The sequence below is a fragment of the Lentisphaera profundi genome, from assembly GCF_028728065.1.
Taxonomy (GTDB): domain Bacteria; phylum Verrucomicrobiota; class Lentisphaeria; order Lentisphaerales; family Lentisphaeraceae; genus Lentisphaera; species Lentisphaera profundi.
The window spans coordinates 154,697-175,144 of sequence record NZ_CP117812.1; the positions used below are offsets into that span (position 1 = coordinate 154,697).

Consider the following 20,448-nt stretch of genomic DNA (forward strand, 5'->3'; position numbering starts at 1 on the left):
CGTAGCTGTCTATAAAGTTTTTATATTTTAGTCATTTAGGATATACCAATTTTTAAATTAACTAGGGATACAATAATGTTGAAGTACCTATTGCTCATCGTTTCAGGATTTATTACCATTCTCGCTGGGGAACCTTATCATATATATGTTTCTCCAATAGGAAATGATCAATGGACTGGAGAGATAAAAGATCATAAGCCCGGAAGCAAGGAGGGGCCTTTTTCTAGCTTAGCTAGAGCGCGCAAGAAAGTCCAACAATTGAAAAATAATAGTTTGATCAAGGATCACAACATTATAATTAATGTTGCTGAAGGAGAATACTTTTTTAATCGTTCCTTATTTTTAGGAGAAGAGTCATCTGGTACAGAAGCGAACCCGATCCATTACATTGCTCAGGGAAATGTACTTTTAAGTGGCGGATCTCAAGTCAATAACTTTAAGCTTGTGACAGATCTAGAGATCCTTGACCGTTTAGCAGCAAGTACTCATGGGAAAGTGTATTGTGCTGATCTCACAGACTTAGGTATTACCGATTATGGGACAATAAAATCGACCGGCTTTGGCCTGCGCAATAAGTTATCTCATATGCAAGTTTTTATTGATGGTAAAAAAATGCACTTAGCCCGGTGGCCAAATGAAGGTTGGCTTAAAGTGGCCGATGTGGGCAATAAAGAAGCCAAAGTTGATGAGTCCGGTAAAGTCCGTGGGATTGCTACTGACCGTTTTACATATGATCACCAGCGCCCTAATACCTGGGCTGAGTCAGATGATATCTGGATGCATGGTTACTGGTCAGAAGAGTGGGCAGATCAATATTTAAAAATAAAAAATATTCAAAAAGACAAGCAACAAATAGTTATAGCTGCCCCTCAAAGTAAGTACGCTTACAAAAAGGGAAAACGTTATCATTTTCTTAATATTTTAGAGGAGCTAGATAGGCCTGGAGAATACTATATAGATCGTTTAAACGGACTTTTGTATGTGTATCCTTATCAAGATATAAAGAATAGTAAAGTTTACGTATCCATCCTTAATAAGTCTCTAATTCATTTTAATAATGCAAGCAATATTATTTTTGATGGTTTTACTATTGCCCATACTCGAGATACGGGTGTTTTTATTCAAAATGGAACAAATGTACACATCAAAAATTGTGTAGTAGAAAATATTGGTAATTCCGGGGTTTTTATTAGAGGAGGGCTGAATCACCAAGTACTTAATACTCAAGTTAAAGAAATTGGCGGTGGTGGCATCTCTATTATCAGTGGGGACTTAAAAACATTAACACCATCAAATCATTTAATAAAAAACTGTAAAATTCATCATTTTGGGCAATGGTTTAGAACCTATAAGGTAGGTATATATCTGCAAGGTGTAGGTAGTACTGTAAATCATAATCTCATTCATCACGCTCCTCATACAGGGATTTTATACGGTGGCAATGATCACCTTATAGAATATAATGAAATTCATAATGTTGGTGATGATGCAGATGATGTGGGCGCTATATATACAGGACGTGAGTGGGCTGCGAGGGGGACTGTTATTCGCTACAATTATATTCATGATATTGGTGGTGGGCACGCAAGACATGGTTCAAACGCAATCTACTTAGATGACTTAGCATCAGGTCAAATTATTCATGGAAATGTGATCAACAATGTTCAAAGAGGCATATTACTTGGAGGCGGACGCGATAATCAAATCATCAATAATTTCTTTTTGAATTGTGCTAAAGAAGCCTTGCATTTGGATGCTAGAGGTAAAGGCTGGTCAGGCAAACTTATAATGAAGGCCCAGGGCTCTTGGGATATGTTTGGGAGATTAGAAAAAACGGCTTATCAATCAAAAATATATCAGGATAAATATCCTAATTTATCAGTTATGTTAGAGCAAGATCCTTTAGCACCTATCGGTAATGTCATTAAAAATAATGTTTTTACTTGCTCTACTTGGCGCCGATTTATCAATCAAAAGAAAGAAGAATGGTTTTCCTTTCAGGACAATATTGTGGAAGCTAATTCTGATCTAATAACTATTAAAGATAATAAATTAATTATCAAATCACCATTAAATAATATTAAAGATCTCCCATTTAGTGAAATGGGCTTAGAGCAATAGGATTTCATTCAAATGAAAAAAGTATTTTTTATTACTACGCTATTAACTTTTATTGCCCTCGCACAAGCAAAGCGGATGAATGTCATTTTAATTATGGCAGATGACTTGGGTTATGAATGCTTAAATTCTTATGGAGGCGAATCATATAAAACACCCCATCTCGACAGGTTAAGTGAAGGGGGAATGACCTTTTTGAATGCGCATTCTCAGCCTATTTGCACTCCCTCTAGAGTTCAAATTATGACTGGTAAATACAATGTGAAAAATTATAAAAAATTTGCGTATTTAGATCCTAATGAAAAAACATTTGCGAACTATTTTAAAGATGCTGGTTATAAAACATGTATGGTCGGTAAGTGGCAGTTAGCTGGGGGTGTTGACCAACCTTATCATTTTGGTTTTGATCAATATTCGTTGTGGAGAATCATGAAAAATGATAATCAAAGTCGCTACCCTAATCCTGGCATTGTGGAAAATGGCAAATTCAAAAACTATCAAAACGGGGAGTATGGACCCGACCGCATGAATCAATTTGCCTTAAAATTTATTGAAGATAATAAAGACGAGGCCTTTATGTTATATTACTCAATGCTTTTAGTGCACAATCCCTTTGAGCCCACCCCAGATTCAGAAGATTGGGATCCAGAAGCTATCGGCTTGGATAATTTAAAAGATGGCTTTAAAGGAAAAGATAACACTAAATATTTTTCTGATATGATGTCTTATATGGATAAACAAGTAGGTCGTTTAGTTGCTACTCTAGAACGTTTAGGTCTACGCGAAAATACTTTAATTATTTTTACTGGCGATAATGGTACAACTCGTGGAATTACTTCACGTTGTCAAGGAAAGGAAATTCAGGGAGGTAAAGGCCTAACAAGTGATGCGGGTACTCACGTTCCTTTAATTGTAAACGGACCGTCATACGTCTTAAAAGGGGTGAAAAACAGTAACCTTATTGACTTTAGTGATATTTTACCAACAATTTGTGAAGCCACTGATATAAGTATACCCACGGAAGAGTTGGATGACTTAGATGGTTTAAGCTTTTTACCGCAATTAAAGGGTCAGAAAAGTCAAGTTCGAGAGTGGGTGTATTGCTGGTATCAGAAACGTACCGATGCGAGTAAGGTCATACAATTTGCCATGAATAAAGACTATAAACTCTATGCGTCGGGCCCTTTTTTTAACTTGCAGAAAGATATCCTAGAAAAAAACCGATTGAAATACGACAAGTTGAGTCCAGAGGAAAAGAAAATACGTCAACAACTTAAACAAGTTTTAAAAAAATATGAAAACAACTAGTTGTCTAAGGCATCGCGGATGTAGTAAAACCTAATGAAACGCCATACGTAAATAATAAGAACTCGAGGAACCGCAATCAAAATGCTCTCGTAAGTTTAGTTCTTATCGTTGATGAGCACGGCTTCCCTGTGAAAAGCGAGGTTTTTGAGGGTAATGTAGGTGAGCCGAGTACCTTAAAAGAGATTCTCTCCAGCTGCGGGCTGCTCGAAGAAAAGCAGGATGAATTGCCATTTCGACCCATTTCAGCTATGGATCGTGGCATCGCCACCAAGGAGAATATCGTTCTCATAAAAGAATTACATTTTCCCTATACCGTCATTCAACGAGCCAATAAAACGCCCAAATTTAAAGATGAATTCACTCAGCTGGATGGCTTTAAGCAGATTAGCGATGCCAAGGGTCAGACGATCCACCTCAAAAAATCGGCAATCAAGTTCTTTGCCGCAGTGAAGCGTGTGAAGAGAAAGAAAAAGCTATGCGTGAGCAAAAAATTAAGCGCGCAAGCAAAGACTTAATGCACTGCTTAAATCAATTAGCTCAGGGCGAGTGAAGAATCAATGACAATCCATGAGCGTTTAGGACGAATCAAAAAAAACATACAGTGGCTTCAATAAACTTTTTGCGTTCCATCTAGCCGAAGATCACTCAAGCCTCACTTATACGGTTAAGCCGGCAGAAACTCATTTGACAGGCTGCTACATCATCGAATTTGATGGAATAGAAGGCAATGAAGAACTCATTTGGAGAACTTACACGACACTCACTCAGGTCGAGAGTGCCTTTTGCTCAATGAAAACTGATCTAGGGACTCGTCCCGTTTATCATCAAGGCGCTGAACGCACCAAGGCTCACTTGTTCCTCTCCATTCTTGCTTATCATTTATTAGCGAATATTGAGCACCGCCTTTTATTGGCAGAAATGGTATAAACTACGCATGAGCCTTCAGAGTCACCGACGCTCCACCCTGCAATGGCAGGATGAGTCTGGATCTACTTTCTTCAAAAAAATCAGCACACTTCCGGAGCTAGTTCATATGGATATCTATTCCCACCTAGCTATTAAAAACCCGCTCAAGGATATGGTATTTTCAGCAAAATGTAGTACTGGAAAAATAAGTTTTGTTGATTAACAGGGGTTTATGACTCTAAGTGTGGGAAATTGAGCTAAATAACCTCGTGTGTGAATAAAGTATGAGCCTACTCAAGAAGCTGATTGAATAGACCCGCTGAGGTCAAAATTTTTTACTGCGAAATAGATCTTTAGCTGGCTTAGTCAAAGGATTTTATCACTCTATAGATGGATATGAATTAGCCGTGACAAGATTTAAACTACTGGGTTTATCTAGACCAGTGTCTTTATTACGAGGTAGTTTCCAGACAAGAGTTTTTTCACGAGTGATTTCAAACATTGGATATGTGCTCTTATAGGCAGTGGCAATAATATTACCATTGTCTCTTACAATAAATCCACCGAGATATACTAAGCCTAGATCATGTTGATCTTTCGGTCTTAGAGACCAGCTTATTTCATTCTTCTCATTGACTTCAATTAGACTAGCACCATAGCCAGTAGAAACCATGATTCGTCCATTTTTCAGAAGTTCGACATCGTGAATTCGGTCAGTTTTCACAGTGGCTTTAATTAGGTTTAATTCAATGATTCTTTTTACGACGCCTCTTTTATCGAGTCGATAGATTTTATTTGGTCCACAGGATGAAATAAGATAGCCCCCATCAGCTAATTTTTTGATCGACTTAATCTGAAGTCGAGATTCCTCTCTCAAAAAATTAAGTTTAATGCTTTTTTTAATTTTCCCACTTGGCGATAGTTCCAAAATATATTTATTGACAGCGACCACCATATCACCATTACTTAGGGGTTCACAAGAATGAATTTCTAATGTGCGCAATTGTGGTTCAAAATAAATCTCCCGAGTGTTAGTCTGGTCATATTTCCAAATCCCTAAGCTACCACAGACGATAGTGGACGAAGGCGTTTGCCACGCTTCTTGACATTTTCCATAAGAAGAAAAACGCTTACTAATTTGACCCTTTTTAATTAACTTCGCTTGTTGTTTAAGGTGTTCAGTAACAATCATGTTCGGAACTTGACTTGCATCATATGGAGTTCCATCAGCCTTTCGGAAATCGAGTTCTTGGGCACCCAAGTTCATTAATAGGCTGATATAAATGTAGAGTGCAAGAGTTTTTATTTTATATTTAATACTCATTTAGTTCTATCCGTAATAATTCATTAGTGGTGAGAAAGCTAGACAGAGTAAAATTAGTTTTTTTACTAACTTTTATTGACCTGCAAAACCTTAAAGTTAAACTTGACCTTGTTAAGATCATATTTGCAGTTGTGCTTATTGATAATGATTAAGAGAGATTTCATATTTTATTTCCTTGGACGAAAATAATAGTCGATATCTCCATTTAAGCCGGATACTATTTGTAAAGAGCTTGTCCTTTTCGCACTGCCATCAACATTGACATGATTAACTCCGACTTGATGCCTGTCGCCAATCTCTTCTAGGCCCTTGGAAGCTTTGCTGAATACAAATTTACGCCAATTAGAGAGTGGAGAGTCAGCTGAGTCACCACTAGCATAGGTTTCTGTAGGTTTTTCGACCTCATTAATATTTATCGTTGTTTGATCTATTGCATTTCCCAAATAATCTTGATTCCAGCCGTAGCCACCTCCACTATAATCATTAATGCCATTGTCAGTAAGTGGGCAAGCAAAGACGCCTTCAGCAAAAGAGTCGGGGTAATTAAAGGCTGTTTCCGTGATATAATCATCTGGTATCAAGTAGGCAGCTAGTTGATTACGCCACCATAGGTGTTGTGCCCCATTTTGTCTTTTTGAATAGGGGAGTGTGCCATCATTATCATCACTATAGAGTAATGTTGCGGTACCAAAATTTCTTAGATTCGATATACAAGTACTGCCCTGAGCCTTTTTACGTGCTTGAGCTAGGCTTGGTAAAAGAAAGGAAGATAAAATACCTATAATTGCAAATACCACTAATAGTTCAATTAACGTAAATTTATATGAATTATTATTTTTCATCGAATGTCATCCACCCATATATTTCCATTTCGTCATAACCATGAAAAGCATTAGTTGTGACTTGGCTATGAATTACAGAAGTTTGAAAAAGACTTGCGCTACCATCTAAATACGCAACATTAAAACCCGGCTTATATTTATTATGTGTCCAGGGATGATTATTCGAAAAATGGTCTGCAGTTACTGATGTGCTCCCTGGGTCAGTCAACTTTAAGACTCTGCCATTGTTGCCCGGTTTATCTCTGTCTATTGTTGCACGATAATAATAAGATGTTCTTAACCACTGACCTTTTTGCTTGTTTTGGGTGAAATCCCAACCTTTTGGCCCGTCCTTTCCCCAATCTGGATCGTCATTTGCTGGGCAGAACACAAAATCGATGGGTATGTTGTATCCTTCATCGCGGCAAATACCTATGCCAGTAGGATTACCCCAGTCATTGTATATTGACTCAGGACCCTGCCAAATATTGCCCCCCATTTGGGGTGAATGATTGGGGAGATTTTTCTTATTATCTACCGCGTAAGTAATAAAAATTTCAACTTGTTGACGTTGCTGACTTAGGCAGGCTGTACTTTTTGCGATGTATCTTGAACGAGCTAATCCTGGCAAAAACAAAGAGGCTATAATAGCAAGAATTGCCAATACTACCATGAGCTCAATTAAACTAAATCTACTATGTTTCATATGACAATCCCATACTTAATTTTCAGATATCTTATCCTTGTATAATCCTAAAGACTGTGATATTTATTTACTTTAGACAGATGTTTTATTAATTTATTTAAAATAAATAAATAACCATGACACTCATCGGGGCAAGCCCTATCGCCTTGGCGATCCTTCGCATTGCGAAGCGAAGTATCTTCATAAGGATGGCATAGTTGAGATCGAGCCAAGGGTCGGGGAATTAAACCCTCTAAAGATTAAAAAATTCACTATAACAAAGACACAAAATTGACTTTCTGTAAAGCTCGAATTAAGGTCTTACACTGTGATAGGCTAACTCATATTCATTGATGACTTGTACTTGAGTCGGTTTGTAGACACCACTCTCTTTGTCACGATCAACTGACCAGAGGGTTTTTATCCTTACTCACTTCAAATAATGGTTTATCACTATGGTAAGCAGCAATGATGGTATGGCCATTCTTAAGCTCTGTAGCACTATGAATATTGCGAATTTTTAAATCATTTTCTAAATTCTTAACATATATTCTACGTCTCAACTTCCCCTTCTTGGTAGTAAGAGACACATCAATATTTTCAGTATTCAGAGCTATTTAGTGACTTCGAGCTTCAATATAATCAATCAGATTTTTTAATTGGAGCTTGTTAAGATTAGCCGCAAAGTTAGGCTTGATAGCCTTTAGAGACTTGAGCGCTTGGATTGTTGATCGACTGAGTAATATAATGACGATTAAATACGATTTCTTTTTCCTGTCCATTTTCGATTACTGTCTGCTTACGCCCCAGCATATTTTTGAAGCTAGGCCCAACCAGTTTACTGCCATCAAGACTATGACACGACATACACATCGTGCGATAGAGTGCCTCACCTGGATGGGACTTCTCTTCAACTTGTGTTATTTTCGCTAAAGTAATACTCACAGGCTTTTTGTTGAGCCTCAAACTTTTGTTATGGGGGATTTGGTTTAGAGTGTAGTACGCATCTCCTACAAATAATTTTTCGCCTGTATTAGCTTGGAAACTATTACTTAAACGAAGATAGAGGACTTTGTTTGCTTTCATTCCATTCATTTTCAGGGAAGCTTTTTTGCCATCAGGTGAAATCGAAACTGCGGTTATTTTTAACTTTTGAGGATCAATTTTAGGTCCTCCATATTGATGAGTGGGCTTATAAGCCCATTGAGTCACTTGATAATGTTGAATATTCCATGCGAGTTCAGGTTTTATTCTTTTCGAAAAATGAATCGTTAGGCCGTCTGAGTAGGCTTCTATTTTAAGCATTTCGAAAGGTTTAGTTTTATAAAGCTCAACTTTCATGAGCCCATCATTCTTTTGATTATTTGTTTTCCAATTGCCACTGACGCCTGCCCCACCAAGGTAGAGCGTATTATTTGAATCGAAAGCCATGCGATTTACCCCGGCTCTTAGGCCTTGCGTAAATCGAAAAAGACTGCCTTGGTATTGATCGTTTACCTTTTCAAAAACAACGCGTTTCAAGCCGCCATGATGGATATCCCCAATGAGTAAATGCCCTTTATAAAGACCATGAGGAACAAATACTCCTTGAGTTGGTGAGTTGCCAATTTCTCCCTGTTGGAGCCAAATCGCAGGCTGTGTGACAGTTTTTTTTGTATAAGGGTGAGCCGGCTTATAAGTATGATTATAAAAAGCTCCCTGCTTTATATGCATGATTTTTGAGGCGGGCAAATAATCACCTTGGTTATCTGCAACAAACATTTCACCTTCTGTATTCATCATTAATCCATTGGGAGTACGTAAACCCGCGGTCACCACTTTATAATCCCCTGTTATTGGATCAATTTCAATAATTGTCCCACGGTCTTTCATCTGAGGGTTCGTTGTGGCTCCTCCAGGGTTGACTGCTATTGCTAATGAAATATAAAACTTACCGTCTTTAAAAAGAGGTCCAAAGGAAAACTCATGAAAATTGGAGCTAACTGGCCATTTATTAGAAATACAGATATATTCATCTGCACAGCCATCATTATCTTGATCCTCGAGTAAAGTTAATTCACTCTTTTGCACAACATAAACTTTATCATCGACGATTTTTAGCCCAAGCACCTCTTGTAATCCTTCTGCAAACACAGTGTATTTATGTTCCTCTTTAGGGGCATTTGGATTTTCTAAAATATAGACTCTTCCTGCGGAATCCCAAGATGATATGGCCAAGCGTCCATCGCTAAAAAAATCTAATCCCGATACTCTAAATTGTTTTAAATCGGGGCTTATGTCGCTATAGGATATTGAGGGGTTCATCGATTTCAATTTATCGCCAAAACCCGCTTGTCGTGCATATTCATTGGAACGATTCTTATAGTCAAACATACTACCGGTAAAAGGACGATTCATGATTTTTATGTTCTTAGAAGCAGTGCCCGTAAAATGGAGCGCTTTATAATTCATTACACAGCCCCTAGGAATTGTGAGCGGCTTTATAGTGAGCGTATACTCACCTGCTTTCGGGATATTGATCGAACCTATATTTTCTTGGATATAAGTCTGCCAGCCCTTGGTATTTTTAATCTCATATTTAATCTTTTGATTTGCTAAAGAAAGTTCTACAATAGCACCGTGTTGATGTTGAGTGGCATATTCTATTACACAGTTGAGTATGCCGGGATTCACTATTTTTATTTTATAAAAAATCCAAGAATCCTTAGTACTCCAGTATTCAATGGCCTTGGCTTCTGTAACATGAGCTTGTGAGTCGCTTATGATGACTGCTTGTTCAGCATTTAGGATGCTATTTGCAATAATATTCAAAGAAAAGAGGAGATAGATAAAGAAGTATTTCATTTATTTATCCTCCAGTTTATACGTAGAATTTTCAGTGAATTCTTGATCTCCAAGAGTGAGGATTTCATTATTTTTCAAACCCTCAATAGTCACAGAACGATAAATTGTATCAGCTGTAAAAATCGGCTGTTCTATTATCGCAATATAAGTCTTATCTTGCCTATAGATTCTTAAAGTGATTGTTTTTCTAATTGGTGAATAAGAGTAATAGCGAGCTCTTTTTTGTTTCACACGCCAGTGAAGACCTTGGCTATTTTCAAGTAATTTCACCCCAATTGTATTTGGCTGTGGCCCATGTCGTCCATCGTAAACGGCTCCCGTGAAGTTAATGATTTTATTTGTAGGTGCTTTCCAGGCTTTCCAGAATTGCCCTGTATTTGTATCGTATGCACAAGCACGATCATTTGATTGAAACACAAGAACTCGGGGATGATTATCTAAATTGCAACGAAACACACTCTCATTTGAAAAAATGCTATTTGACAATAAAAGAAGAAGGAGAAATTTCATAAAAAACTCGGCATGCAGTAGTTAAAAATATACTATATCTATATTAGTATATTTAATCTAATCAGGGATTTTTACTTATCAACCTTATAGTACCAATTTACATCGCCATTTGCTCCACTTAAGACACTGACTTGCTTTTTATAAATAACACTGCCATCTGCGTGCACAATATTGATGCCATTTTTATGCCGATTGCCCACTTCCGTGACCCCTAGAGAGGCGCGCCGGAGCAAACCCAATTTCCAAGAGGGCAAGCTTTGCTCATCAGATCCATCACCCATAGCATAAGTTTGTGAAGGATTTGTTAAATCGTTAATACTGAGTTGATCGTCTGATGACGAACCTAATAATGTATTATAGCCATAGCCTCCAGCATATAAGTCTGTGACTCCATTGTCTACCAATGGGCATTTAAATTCATCTTGTGTTACAGCATCGGAAATAAAATTTGACCCATTATCAAAGGCTTCGACCCGTTCATTGGGTCTCAGTTGCATCAACATTTGCGCTTTCCACCACAAATGTTGATTTGATGTAAGTCGCCTCGAAGTAAGAAGGTAACCATCATTATCATTGATGTACATATTCATCGCAAGAGATAAGTTTTTCAAATTAGAAATACATACCGCCGCTTGAGCAGACTTCCTAGATTTACCTAAGCTAGGTAAAAGCAATGAAGAAAGTATGCTAATGATCGAAAGTACAACGAGGAGCTCAATTAAGCTAAAACACTGAGAAAACCTTGGAGTCATAATGCGTGAATCTAGTGATTTCATCAAATACCCTCCATTCGTGATTTATAAGGAGGGGTACTACAGATGTGAATATTTTGTTGATTCGAGCAGGTGAAATTCAAAGCTTCTATTTTAGTGAATTTGAGTACAAAATTAAGATATTTCATCGTACAATCCGTCATTATAAGTTCAAATAATTACTAGGTATACATGAACTAGACTATGAGGAAGTATGAAACTAGACAGCATATATGTAAATAAATGAACTTTTTTATTGAAAAACGTGATTGAGTAAGGTGCTGAATCCGTGATCTGAATCTAAAAATGAGTAAGCCTGTTGGTTTATAGTAATTTAAGTTACCACGCCAAAATCACCTAACAGGTTCACTACGAATAAAGCATTCAAATTAGATAAAGGAAATGATTCCTTACACAGCGTAGGAGGAATTTATCTTGCCGGACAGATGACCTTATTTATAATCCTTGCCATTGAGGCTTCTGATGACGGAACGCATCCACAAGTCTAGCTCTTTTTTCATACTTGCAAGGCGCTGCTTATGTTGATCATTTCGAGATAAATCTCTAGTCTCCATGGGATCATCTTGTAAATTATAGAGTTCAAATTTCGTGCCATTAATGCGATGGAGTTTCCATGGCCAGTCGTTCCACGCGGCGTGACCTGTTACGGAGTCTTCAGGGAATTGTGGGAAGTCATAGACATCTTTATTGATTCGCAAAGCATCGTGTGGGAGTGGGCTATGGGCTTTTTGTTTTTTCATGATCGCTTTTAGAATCTTGTCGCTCCAGGTGCCTTGACCCGACTGAAAGTTATGCCAAAAACCTATGGGCTTTTTACGTTCGTCTTCTGTGCCCATAATAATACCGCTGACATCAATTCCATCTAATGGATGTAGGGGACTTAATTCTATTCCCGCCATAGCCAATAGAGTTGGATACATATCACAAGTTGACATCGCTACTGATGAGCGGCCCTTGATTTTATGTGCAGGCCATTCAATAATGCTCGGCACGCGTAAGCCACCTTCGTAAATACTGCCTTTCTTCTTACGCCCACCAGAAGTTTTTTCATTGAGTCCTCCATTATCACTGCAGTACCAAAGGATAGTATTTTTGGCAATGCCCATATTTTTGAGTTCAGTGCGTAGACGACCTAGCTGTTGATCGACTAAAGTGATTTCTCTATAATAACCGCGATGTTTTTTATGTTGATTATCGTAGAGGCTGGGCCCTTCAGGTAGCTCGACGTGCGGATCGTGAGGAGATGGAAACCAGATGACCGTGAATAGAGGCTGACCCTTATCTTTATTTTTGTTTAGGAAGGAAATGGCATCATCCATAATGATAACGGAGCCTTTGCCCTTGCGTTGTTTGATAATTCCCTTGTGACTTAAGTAGGGATTATTATCAAAAAAGTTGAGACCAATAATCCATTCATCAAAGCCCATGCCAGAAGGATTGCAGGGTGAATTGACTTGTCCAGAGCCCATGTGAACCTTACCAAAGATGCCATTGATATAACCAGCTTTTTTCAAAGTATGGGCAATCGTTATTTCCTGAGGGCGCATGTAGCGTCCATGATTGGTGACTTTTGTTCGTATCGGAGTTCGACCGGTCATCACACTGGCGCGAGTTGGAGAGCACACAGGTGCACCAGCATAAAAGAGATCAAGTACGAAAGAGTTTTTAGCCATGGCATCAAGTTCTGGCGTTAGTACAAATGGGTGACCATTATACGCGGTATCACCCCATCCTTGATCATCAGACATGACAAGAATAATATTGGGCTTATCAGATTGGCTGGCCGCTTTTGCAATGTAAGAAAATCCGCATAAGTAGATCATCAAAAATAAGGGTGTCGTTAAAAAGAAATGTCGAATCATGGGTATTCGTCCTGAGTATAGTTTATTATATTTTTTGCATGACTCGAAGGCCATGAGCTCATTAACTCTAGTGCAAATTATTTATGTGGATGGGCTTTAGAAAAGTGTAACTTATTACTGGGTTTTAAGTTCAGGTGATGGCGATAGAGTTGACTCAAATGAATTAAAAAGAGGAGGCGTTGTTTCATGTTCAATTTGCTAGAACCTTTAAAGCGATGTTGGAAAGTAAAGGGGATTTCAATGACTTTGATTTGCAGTTTCACAATGAGTTCGAGAGCAATTTTATAACCGAGTGGCTTATAGCTAGAGCGTTGCTTGAGGTAAGTTTCGCGAGGCAGGCCGAAAAATCCGGACATGGGATCTTTGATACTTGTGAGTGACTTTGTTAAGTAAGTGGGAAGAAGTGAATTGATGTGCCGTAAGAATCCCCAGCCCTCTTGAATGGAAGCACCTGAAATATAACGGGAAGCCAAAGCAAATTGTACGCCTTTTTTGAGTTCATGATGAAGTTTAAGTAAGACTTCGGGAGGATGGGATAAGTCGGCATCCATACAAAATAAGTAGTCACCTTTGGCCTGATCAAAACCTGCGAGGACCGCAGTGGCCAAGCCACGTTCAGTACGACGTTTGATAAAGCGTAGTGGCAGCTCACGAGCGAGCTGCTTACAGAGTTCTTCGCTACCATCTTTTGAGTTATCATCGACCACGATGATTTCATGGCGCTCGGATTGGAGAACTTGATGAATCTGAGGCAGTAAAACCCTTAGGTTTTCGGCCTCTTTATAAGTGGGTAGGATAATGGAAATCATTTTTCTGTTAGCCCCTGTAAATAATTCCAGATATCATCGAATTGCTTTTTAGCATCGCCTGAGTGAATGTCTTTCAAAAAGGTGGTCTTGTTATCATTACTAAAACGCGTCATGGGAGTAGATTTCACCAAGCGCTGAGGATTGAGCATCCAGCGCAGGTAATAATTATAGCGCAAGCGTTGAGCCGAGTATTTGAGATCGACACCTGGGGCACCGAAGGGAGCAATAGCCTTGGTGGAACCGACATCGTGACAAACGATACAGGAAAAGCCGCCATTCATACCCAGAAGTTTGAGTCCGAATTTTGATTCGGGAATTTCAGTTTGGGGCTCTAGGTCTGAGAAGCCATGCTCATGAGCAAGGCCCTCGGCAAGTGCATCGGCGCGAGATTTAAAAGCGGGCATGCGGGCTTTCATCCAAGGACGCATTTTCGTGCTTTCACCTTTGAAGATATCTTTTAAATGCGAAGGCTTGAGTTTTTCACCAATGAAAGAAATATGTGGTGGCAAATCTTTGGGATCGAGGTGAGGAGATTTCCACTGACTCGGGGAATCATCACGACCATGACAATGGAGGCAATTTAATTGCTGGACTTGATCTTGGGCAAATTCGATTGATGAGTGACGATTGAGTGAACGACCATCACTGGCGAGGAAATTATGAAGAGCTTGAGTTTCACTAGTACTGAGTGCGAACTGTTGATTCGGGTGAGCTTTTTCAAAATCCAACTCTGTGGAGAAAAGAGTTGTTCCTGAGTGATCAGCCGCGTTATTATGGCATTTACTACAAGCGAACTTTTCATAGGCGAGTTTACCCTTGGCAGCATCACCCTGGATTTGTGGGATCACCTTGTGTGAAGCCTGACTACGTAAATAGCTTGCAAGCGAAGTGGCTTCTTCTGAGCTGAGATTAAAGTCAGGCATCGTTCCCGCAGGCTTATATTTACCTGGTTCGATTAGGTAATCACGCAGTGAATTCGGAGCAAACTTTTGATCAACATAAAATAATGAGATTTGATTGGCTTCGACCTCTTGCTTGAAGTCATGGCAGGAAGCACAGCCGAGATCAGCAAAAAGCTCCTGTCCATGATCACTACTTGTTTGATAGCTTGGCGCTGAAGTCACCGTGGGACTTGGTTTAGGACTCAAATAAGCCGCTATATCCGCAGCCGTTTGCGTCGCTTCGCTTTCGCTTAGTTGAGAAAGTAGATGAGGCATGGTGCTCGAGGGCTTGAGTTTGTGGGGATTACTAATCCATAAACGCATCCAGTCGGCTTTGAGATGTGAAATTGAGCTTTCAAACTGAGGAGGGGCAAGTTTTAGTCGAGTCATTTTTAAGCTATTAATGGTGGTGGAACTATGGCACTGAATACAGTTGTTTTCAGCAAAGATTTGACGTCCGGTACGAAGCTGCTGAGCGGTTTTTAAAGCCGTGTTTTTGGCAGCTTCATAAACAAGTGAGCTAGGAGGAATCGGCTCAAGAGGCCAGTCATCAGATTTCCAGAGCAGGCGTAGCTGAGAATCACCTTCAGAGGGAGATTTATATTGTAAAAGAACTTTATTTAAGCCTTTATTTAAAGTGGCAGGATAAGACTTATTTGGATCAATGGGCAGATAATCAGCAAGAGTAATGCCATTGATGCTGAGTTTCACTTCGCCTTTGCCGACGAGTTTGAATTCCACGGATTTATTTTGATCCACTTTTATATAGCCATCGAAATGAGCTTCGAACGGGCCGTGATCAAGGAAGGGAGTGATATCGCTTTTTTCTTTGACATAGAGGGCTAGCAGTCGCTGAATGCGGAGATCAGTAGTTTTTTGTCCGAGGTGCTTAAATTTGACGAGAATACCTGCTTGTTCGTCTAGCAGTTGTTGAGTCTTTTGCGCTTTGCCAGGAGTTCCACTCCAAGTGCCAAGCTGGTGGATAGTATTGTAGATCTCATGCTTGACTTCTTGGCCTTGGCTATCGTTTAGCTTAAAGGCAATTTTCATTTGCATCACGGGTGCAATAGCGGGGATCTCGAGGAAGACCGATTTCTTGTCGTCTGAGATTGAAATGGATTTAATTTTGACTTGATCCTGACCTTGAGCTTGCTCGAGAAGAGTTTCGAGTGCGGCTTTTCTCTTATCTTCACTTGTGAATTCTTGCTGATTGAATTGAGTGAGGAGGTCTTCATCTAGTGGAAGCCATGAAGATTCAAAATTCCAAGGCTTTTTATTGGGCACACGGTAGTGCTTGGAACCATATTTTTCTGAGACTTGGTAAACCCATTGTTCAATGGCGTAATTCCCTGAATCGAGTGCGGAAACTTCGTCGAGTGCTTGAGAAAACGTGAGACGTAAACCATTTTTTCCCGCAGCTAAAGCAATGGGACGACAAAGAGCTTTTTGCGTATAGCGCATACGATACAAACCGCCGTCTTTAACGCCATTAGTTTGCCAACCCTTGAGGCCACATACGTAGAGTGCTTGATCGTGCTTATTAAAACGAGCGCGCATGATGCCGGCATCGAAACCACCCGCGGGATCAAAAGCGACCACGCCGCCTTGGATTTTGCCATTGACTTCTTCTTTGAGTACGTGAAAGACTTTGGCTTTGCCATAGGAAAGATGAATCAATTCACCTCCATAAGGACCCCAGCTGCCTTTGGGAATCCAGGCTTGGCCACCCGCTGAGTTATCGACACTATGGGGAATATAGCAGATAACTTGATCGCGTTTTTTGGGAGAGATCTTTGCTTGTGCAGTGGGGATGACGCCATAAAATCCGCCTTCACTTATCCAGTTAATGGGAGTCGCAGGAACCCAGTTCCCTTCGTTATCAGAAACGGTAATTTGTCCACTGGAGCTCATACCCATGCCATTTGGAGCACGAAAACCGGTAGCAATGACATCTAATTTTTTGCCGTCAGGCGAGACTCGCATGAGCGAGCCATGATGTTTTGTTAAAGTATCAAAACCTTCACCACCTGCTTTTACGGGAGCGCCTTTGACGAAGTAAAGATTTTTTTGTGGATCTTGATGCAGTTCAAAACTAAATTCGTGGAAGTTGGTCGAGATTTTGACATCGTTATTGAAGCATTCGTAGAAATCTGCTTCACCATCCTTGTTGATATCATGGAGGCGCGTGATTTGATCTCGTCCTTGGACGTAAACGAGGCCATCAATGACTTTAATACCGAGGGGATGGAAGAGTCCCGTGGCATAACGAGTCCAAATAATATTATCCAGTTTTTCGTTGAGGTTTTTGGCAATCCAGATATCACCACTCCAAGTAGATAGGGCGAGGCTTTTGCCATCGTCAAAGAAATCGAAAGCGGCGGGGCGCATCCAAGATTGCCAAGGGTTCTCTACGGGCAAGGTAATTTCGTCTACCGCAAAAGTTTGCGTGCTATCTTTATTGATCAGCCCTTGAGTACTAATGCTCTGATCCCAGCGTTTTTCTCCACCGAGAGTCATTTTTTCAAAGTCGCTAGCTTGCTTGAGAATAGATTTCTCGAGCTGTGTTTTGAATGGCTCATGCTCACTAGAAAGCGAGAACATGATTTTATAGTTGAGCGCGGTGTGAGCAGGGAGCGAGACAAGTAGGGCATAGCGACCGGAATCGAGTTTGACGCTGCTGAGTTTGACTGTACTTGAAGCTTTGATACCGACGAGCAAAGTTTGATCATCTGCGGTGATGGTGGCAATTGAACCCTTGATTTGAGCCGGTAAAATACTCTCTAATAAGACTTGGCGGTAAGGCTGCTTTAAGGCAGTGACTTGCATATCGCGAACAAAGGTTTGGCTCAAGTCAGATATTTTTTCAGTGGAAGGCAGGTCAAAAACGGCACTGCCATTTAAATCATAAGTAAGTAGAGTTTGCTGACCGAAGGCATAGAAGCCTTTAAAACGAGCCCATGCTTGGGGCAGAGGGCCACTAGCTTGATCTCGTGGGTCAAAGGCAAGTTTTTGATTTGCGGGAATCCATCCAGGAATGACCGAAGTCCCGAAAGCTTGATCACCGGAAATTTCGGGATAGCTACCATGAGAACCATCATAGACCGTTCCGCGAAATTTCATCAGACCATAGGACCAAGCGGCGGAATAACGCAATAATTCGGTATCAAAAAGCATGCCAGAAGTGTAGGGGTCCTCGAGGTATTCTTTGGTGCTCCAGTCAGCTTCGAAATCATCAAATTTTTTGCCTCCACAATTGATTTTTTTAGTAAAGTCTTTGCCGACAATACTAATGCCGGCAATTGCGGGGGTAGAGCGCGTCGATTTTTGGACGAAGTCGAGTTTGATGTGGCCATCGGGGCAAGCAATATTTTTATAAACTAAATCCAAGGGTATTTCAAAGCCTGCACGAGCCAATACATCGAAGTCTGTTTCCATGACTTGATCCTGTAGCTTAATATCAAAAACGCGCTCACCAGAGGCTTTGCGCTTAATTTCGGCAAAATGTAAAGTGATCGCGTACTCACCTTTGGGCACAGTGATTAAATAACCCACAGAACGTTCGCGTTGGTATTTATAGAGTGGCGGTAAATCGGGGTTCGTTAATTTACGTGAGGCACGAATCGCACGGCCCTTACCGACGGGGGTGCCGGTGGCGGGAAAAATCTTATTATCCAAACGTATAACAAGTCCCTTTTTAGTGACATTGCCCTCAGGGTAAGGGGCGTCAATGGAACTTGAAATAAGGGGCCCATAATTCATTTCGAGGTGTTTATTGTCGAGCGCAAAAAGTGAGCCCCCAAGTAAAAGTAATAGGGCGAGAATAGTAAAGGAAAAGAAGCCTTTTTTTACGTAGGAGTCGCATGGGTTAGAGTGATGAGATTTCATAGATGAGGTCCGAGATTTTCACGTTGTTTGAGTAATTGCTGCCACAGGTCATTTCGGCAAGCTAAATTGAGGTGAGTGGCCGTTCTGAGTCCATAGAGGCTAGACGTATGAGTAGAAGCTAGCTCATCGCTTAAGGCTTGGTTCTCAGTGGAATAAATGATAATGGGCAGCTCGCTTAGTTGAGTAGATGGTCGTGAATGATCCCAGTAAGCTACCTTATTATATTTTCTTAAGTACCAAGGCAGGGGCCAGTAATCATGAGTGATAAAATGTATAGGTAAATTATAATTTAAATCGGAAGAAAAGGCAATGTCATCGACTTGTTGATTGAGGTCTTCGATATTAAAAACAGGGTGGGCATAAGCATAGGGGTTTTTTGTGGATATGAGATCACTTAATAAAATATTTTGCCTGATGAGATCAATCGAACACAAAGCAAGGAGCGAAAATATGATGACTTGGGATTTTACAGAGCTAAATTTGACGAGCAAAACTTTTATGGCATAGGCGGCAAGGAAGTATAAACCCAATAAAATGGAAAGCACACACCAAGGGGTTTTATAGGGGATGAGGCTATAAATCAAGAAGATTGAAAGAGTATAAATAAGACAGAATAAGGAGAGTGGGGAATCTTCTTTTTTGAGAAGAATAAAAAGGCTGCCTAAAAGTGCGAGTGCGCAAAGAAATAGCTCGTTTATGGGGCGACTCGGCTGATTACGCCAGATTGACTTAATGATCTTTTGCGGTGAACGGCTGCGCTGATTAATATCAGTTTCAGCTAATTCATTAAAAGACTTAGTCCACGAACCAATGAGTAAGTATGCGTAGTAGTTAAATGGTTTTGTATGGGCAGCACCTGCGGTGGTGTTTTTGGGTAAATCACTTGAGCCAAGACCGCGCTGGATATGAGTGCTTATCGCCTTGAATGGCTCGATGACTCCTTTGGGATTTGAGCCAAAAGAAGAGTAAAAAAGTGTATAAACAAAGATCATTGCAAGAGCGGCGTAAATCAGGTTTCTCTGTTGTTCCTTGATTTTTTTCAGGGGGATTTTGCTTTTAAATTGGAAGAAGAATAAGGCGATGCCAAAAGCCATGAAAACAAAAACGGAAGTTTCTTTAGTGGCAATCATGAGACCAATGGCTAAGCCGATGCCAATGGTATAAAGCCGTGAATTCTTTTGATTTTTTTGGATGAGGCTTTGTCTGAAATGCCAAGCGCAAGCGAAAAAAGCGAGGGTGAAGCAAATGAGTAAGCTCTCTTGGATAAAATACGTGCTATAAAATACATTGGCGGGTGAGATCGCCATGAAAAAGGCGAGGGCCAAAGTGGGGATAGATCCGAGGGCATCTTTAAATGCGAGGCAGAGTAAAATACTTAACAAGGAGAAGATTGTGGTGAGTAGGCGGTAATCAGATTTGTCGAGCTCGCGGTAATCTTTTCCCGAAAGCCATGCGAGGGGACGCATCGCGTAATAGAGCGTGGGGCCATGGTAATCCCGTGCATCATAAATCGGAATAGATTTTTCGTGGAGTAATTGAAAGCGGTAAGCCTGATTCGCTTCATCACCATGCATTGGGCGAACATCTATATTATGAACTCGGCTAAAAATAGCTAAGCAGAAGATGGCAATGAAGATGATTTTAAAATACATAGTGGGAAGC

16 protein-coding genes are annotated in these 20,448 nt (G+C 40.2%); 5 read left to right on the forward strand and 11 right to left on the reverse strand.

Going from position 1 to position 20,448, the window contains the following annotated elements:
* Positions 1-75 precede the first annotated feature (75 nt).
* The 5 genes from PQO03_RS12140 to PQO03_RS12160 all read left to right on the forward strand — a co-directional run bounded on the left by PQO03_RS12140 (position 76) and on the right by PQO03_RS12160 (position 4,555).
* Positions 76-2,121 (forward strand): right-handed parallel beta-helix repeat-containing protein, encoded by a 2,046-nt coding sequence (locus PQO03_RS12140; protein WP_274153458.1) that lies wholly within the window; start codon positions 76-78, stop codon positions 2,119-2,121.
* Between the two features lie 12 nt (positions 2,122-2,133).
* The gene (locus tag PQO03_RS12145) at positions 2,134-3,426 is read left to right on the forward strand and encodes a sulfatase family protein (RefSeq protein ID WP_274153459.1); all 1,293 of its coding nucleotides are present in this window, start codon (positions 2,134-2,136) and stop codon (positions 3,424-3,426) included.
* A gap of 128 nt (positions 3,427-3,554) precedes the next feature.
* A complete protein-coding gene (locus tag PQO03_RS12150; RefSeq protein ID WP_274153460.1) occupies positions 3,555-3,941 on the forward strand; it encodes a hypothetical protein in 387 nt (128 codons plus the stop codon).
* 169 nt (positions 3,942-4,110) lie between these two features.
* Positions 4,111-4,353 (forward strand): hypothetical protein, encoded by a 243-nt coding sequence (locus tag PQO03_RS12155; RefSeq protein ID WP_274153461.1) that lies wholly within the window; start codon positions 4,111-4,113, stop codon positions 4,351-4,353.
* A 7-nt stretch (positions 4,354-4,360) separates the two neighbouring features.
* Positions 4,361-4,555 (forward strand): hypothetical protein, encoded by a 195-nt coding sequence (locus PQO03_RS12160; RefSeq protein WP_274153462.1) that lies wholly within the window; start codon positions 4,361-4,363, stop codon positions 4,553-4,555.
* A gap of 156 nt (positions 4,556-4,711) precedes the next feature.
* Here PQO03_RS12160 and PQO03_RS12165 read toward each other — a convergent pair whose 3' ends face one another.
* The 11 genes from PQO03_RS12165 to PQO03_RS12215 all read right to left on the reverse strand — a co-directional run bounded on the left by PQO03_RS12165 (position 4,712) and on the right by PQO03_RS12215 (position 20,438).
* The gene (locus PQO03_RS12165) at positions 4,712-5,656 is read right to left on the reverse strand and encodes a beta-propeller domain-containing protein (RefSeq protein WP_274153463.1); all 945 of its coding nucleotides are present in this window, start codon (positions 5,654-5,656) and stop codon (positions 4,712-4,714) included.
* Positions 5,657-5,823: 167 nt separating this feature from the next.
* Positions 5,824-6,498, reverse strand: coding sequence for a type II secretion system protein (locus tag PQO03_RS12170; RefSeq protein ID WP_274153464.1), 675 nt, complete (start codon positions 6,496-6,498; stop codon positions 5,824-5,826).
* Positions 6,488-7,183, reverse strand: coding sequence for a type II secretion system protein (locus tag PQO03_RS12175; protein ID WP_274153465.1), 696 nt, complete (start codon positions 7,181-7,183; stop codon positions 6,488-6,490). The genes PQO03_RS12170 and PQO03_RS12175 overlap by 11 nt, the downstream gene beginning before the upstream one ends.
* Before the next feature lie 380 nt (positions 7,184-7,563).
* Entirely contained in the window at positions 7,564-7,725 is a 162-nt protein-coding gene (locus tag PQO03_RS12180; RefSeq protein ID WP_274153466.1) for a hypothetical protein, read from the reverse strand.
* 124 nt (positions 7,726-7,849) lie between these two features.
* Positions 7,850-10,006 carry a DUF7133 domain-containing protein gene (locus PQO03_RS12185; RefSeq protein ID WP_274153467.1) on the reverse strand — a complete coding sequence of 719 codons (2,157 nt, stop codon included), beginning with the start codon at positions 10,004-10,006 and terminating at the stop codon, positions 7,850-7,852.
* Positions 10,007-10,516, reverse strand: a complete 510-nt coding sequence (locus PQO03_RS12190; protein ID WP_274153468.1) for a hypothetical protein — start codon at positions 10,514-10,516, stop codon at positions 10,007-10,009.
* Positions 10,517-10,587: 71 nt separating this feature from the next.
* Positions 10,588-11,292 carry a prepilin-type N-terminal cleavage/methylation domain-containing protein gene (locus tag PQO03_RS12195; RefSeq protein WP_274153469.1) on the reverse strand — a complete coding sequence of 235 codons (705 nt, stop codon included), beginning with the start codon at positions 11,290-11,292 and terminating at the stop codon, positions 10,588-10,590.
* A gap of 428 nt (positions 11,293-11,720) precedes the next feature.
* Positions 11,721-13,151: a sulfatase-like hydrolase/transferase gene (locus tag PQO03_RS12200; protein ID WP_274153470.1), complete on the reverse strand. Its 1,431-nt coding sequence runs from the start codon at positions 13,149-13,151 to the stop codon at positions 11,721-11,723.
* Between the two features lie 77 nt (positions 13,152-13,228).
* Positions 13,229-13,960, reverse strand: a complete 732-nt coding sequence (locus PQO03_RS12205) for a polyprenol monophosphomannose synthase (RefSeq protein WP_274153471.1) — start codon at positions 13,958-13,960, stop codon at positions 13,229-13,231.
* A complete protein-coding gene (locus PQO03_RS12210; RefSeq protein ID WP_274153472.1) occupies positions 13,957-18,786 on the reverse strand; it encodes a DUF6797 domain-containing protein in 4,830 nt (1,609 codons plus the stop codon). The genes PQO03_RS12205 and PQO03_RS12210 overlap by 4 nt, the downstream gene beginning before the upstream one ends.
* Complete coding sequence (locus tag PQO03_RS12215) at positions 18,783-20,438, reverse strand: phospholipid carrier-dependent glycosyltransferase (RefSeq protein ID WP_274153473.1); 1,656 nt, start codon at positions 20,436-20,438, stop codon at positions 18,783-18,785. Before PQO03_RS12215 ends, PQO03_RS12210 begins: the two co-directional genes overlap by 4 nt.
* Positions 20,439-20,448: the final 10 nt, after the last annotated feature.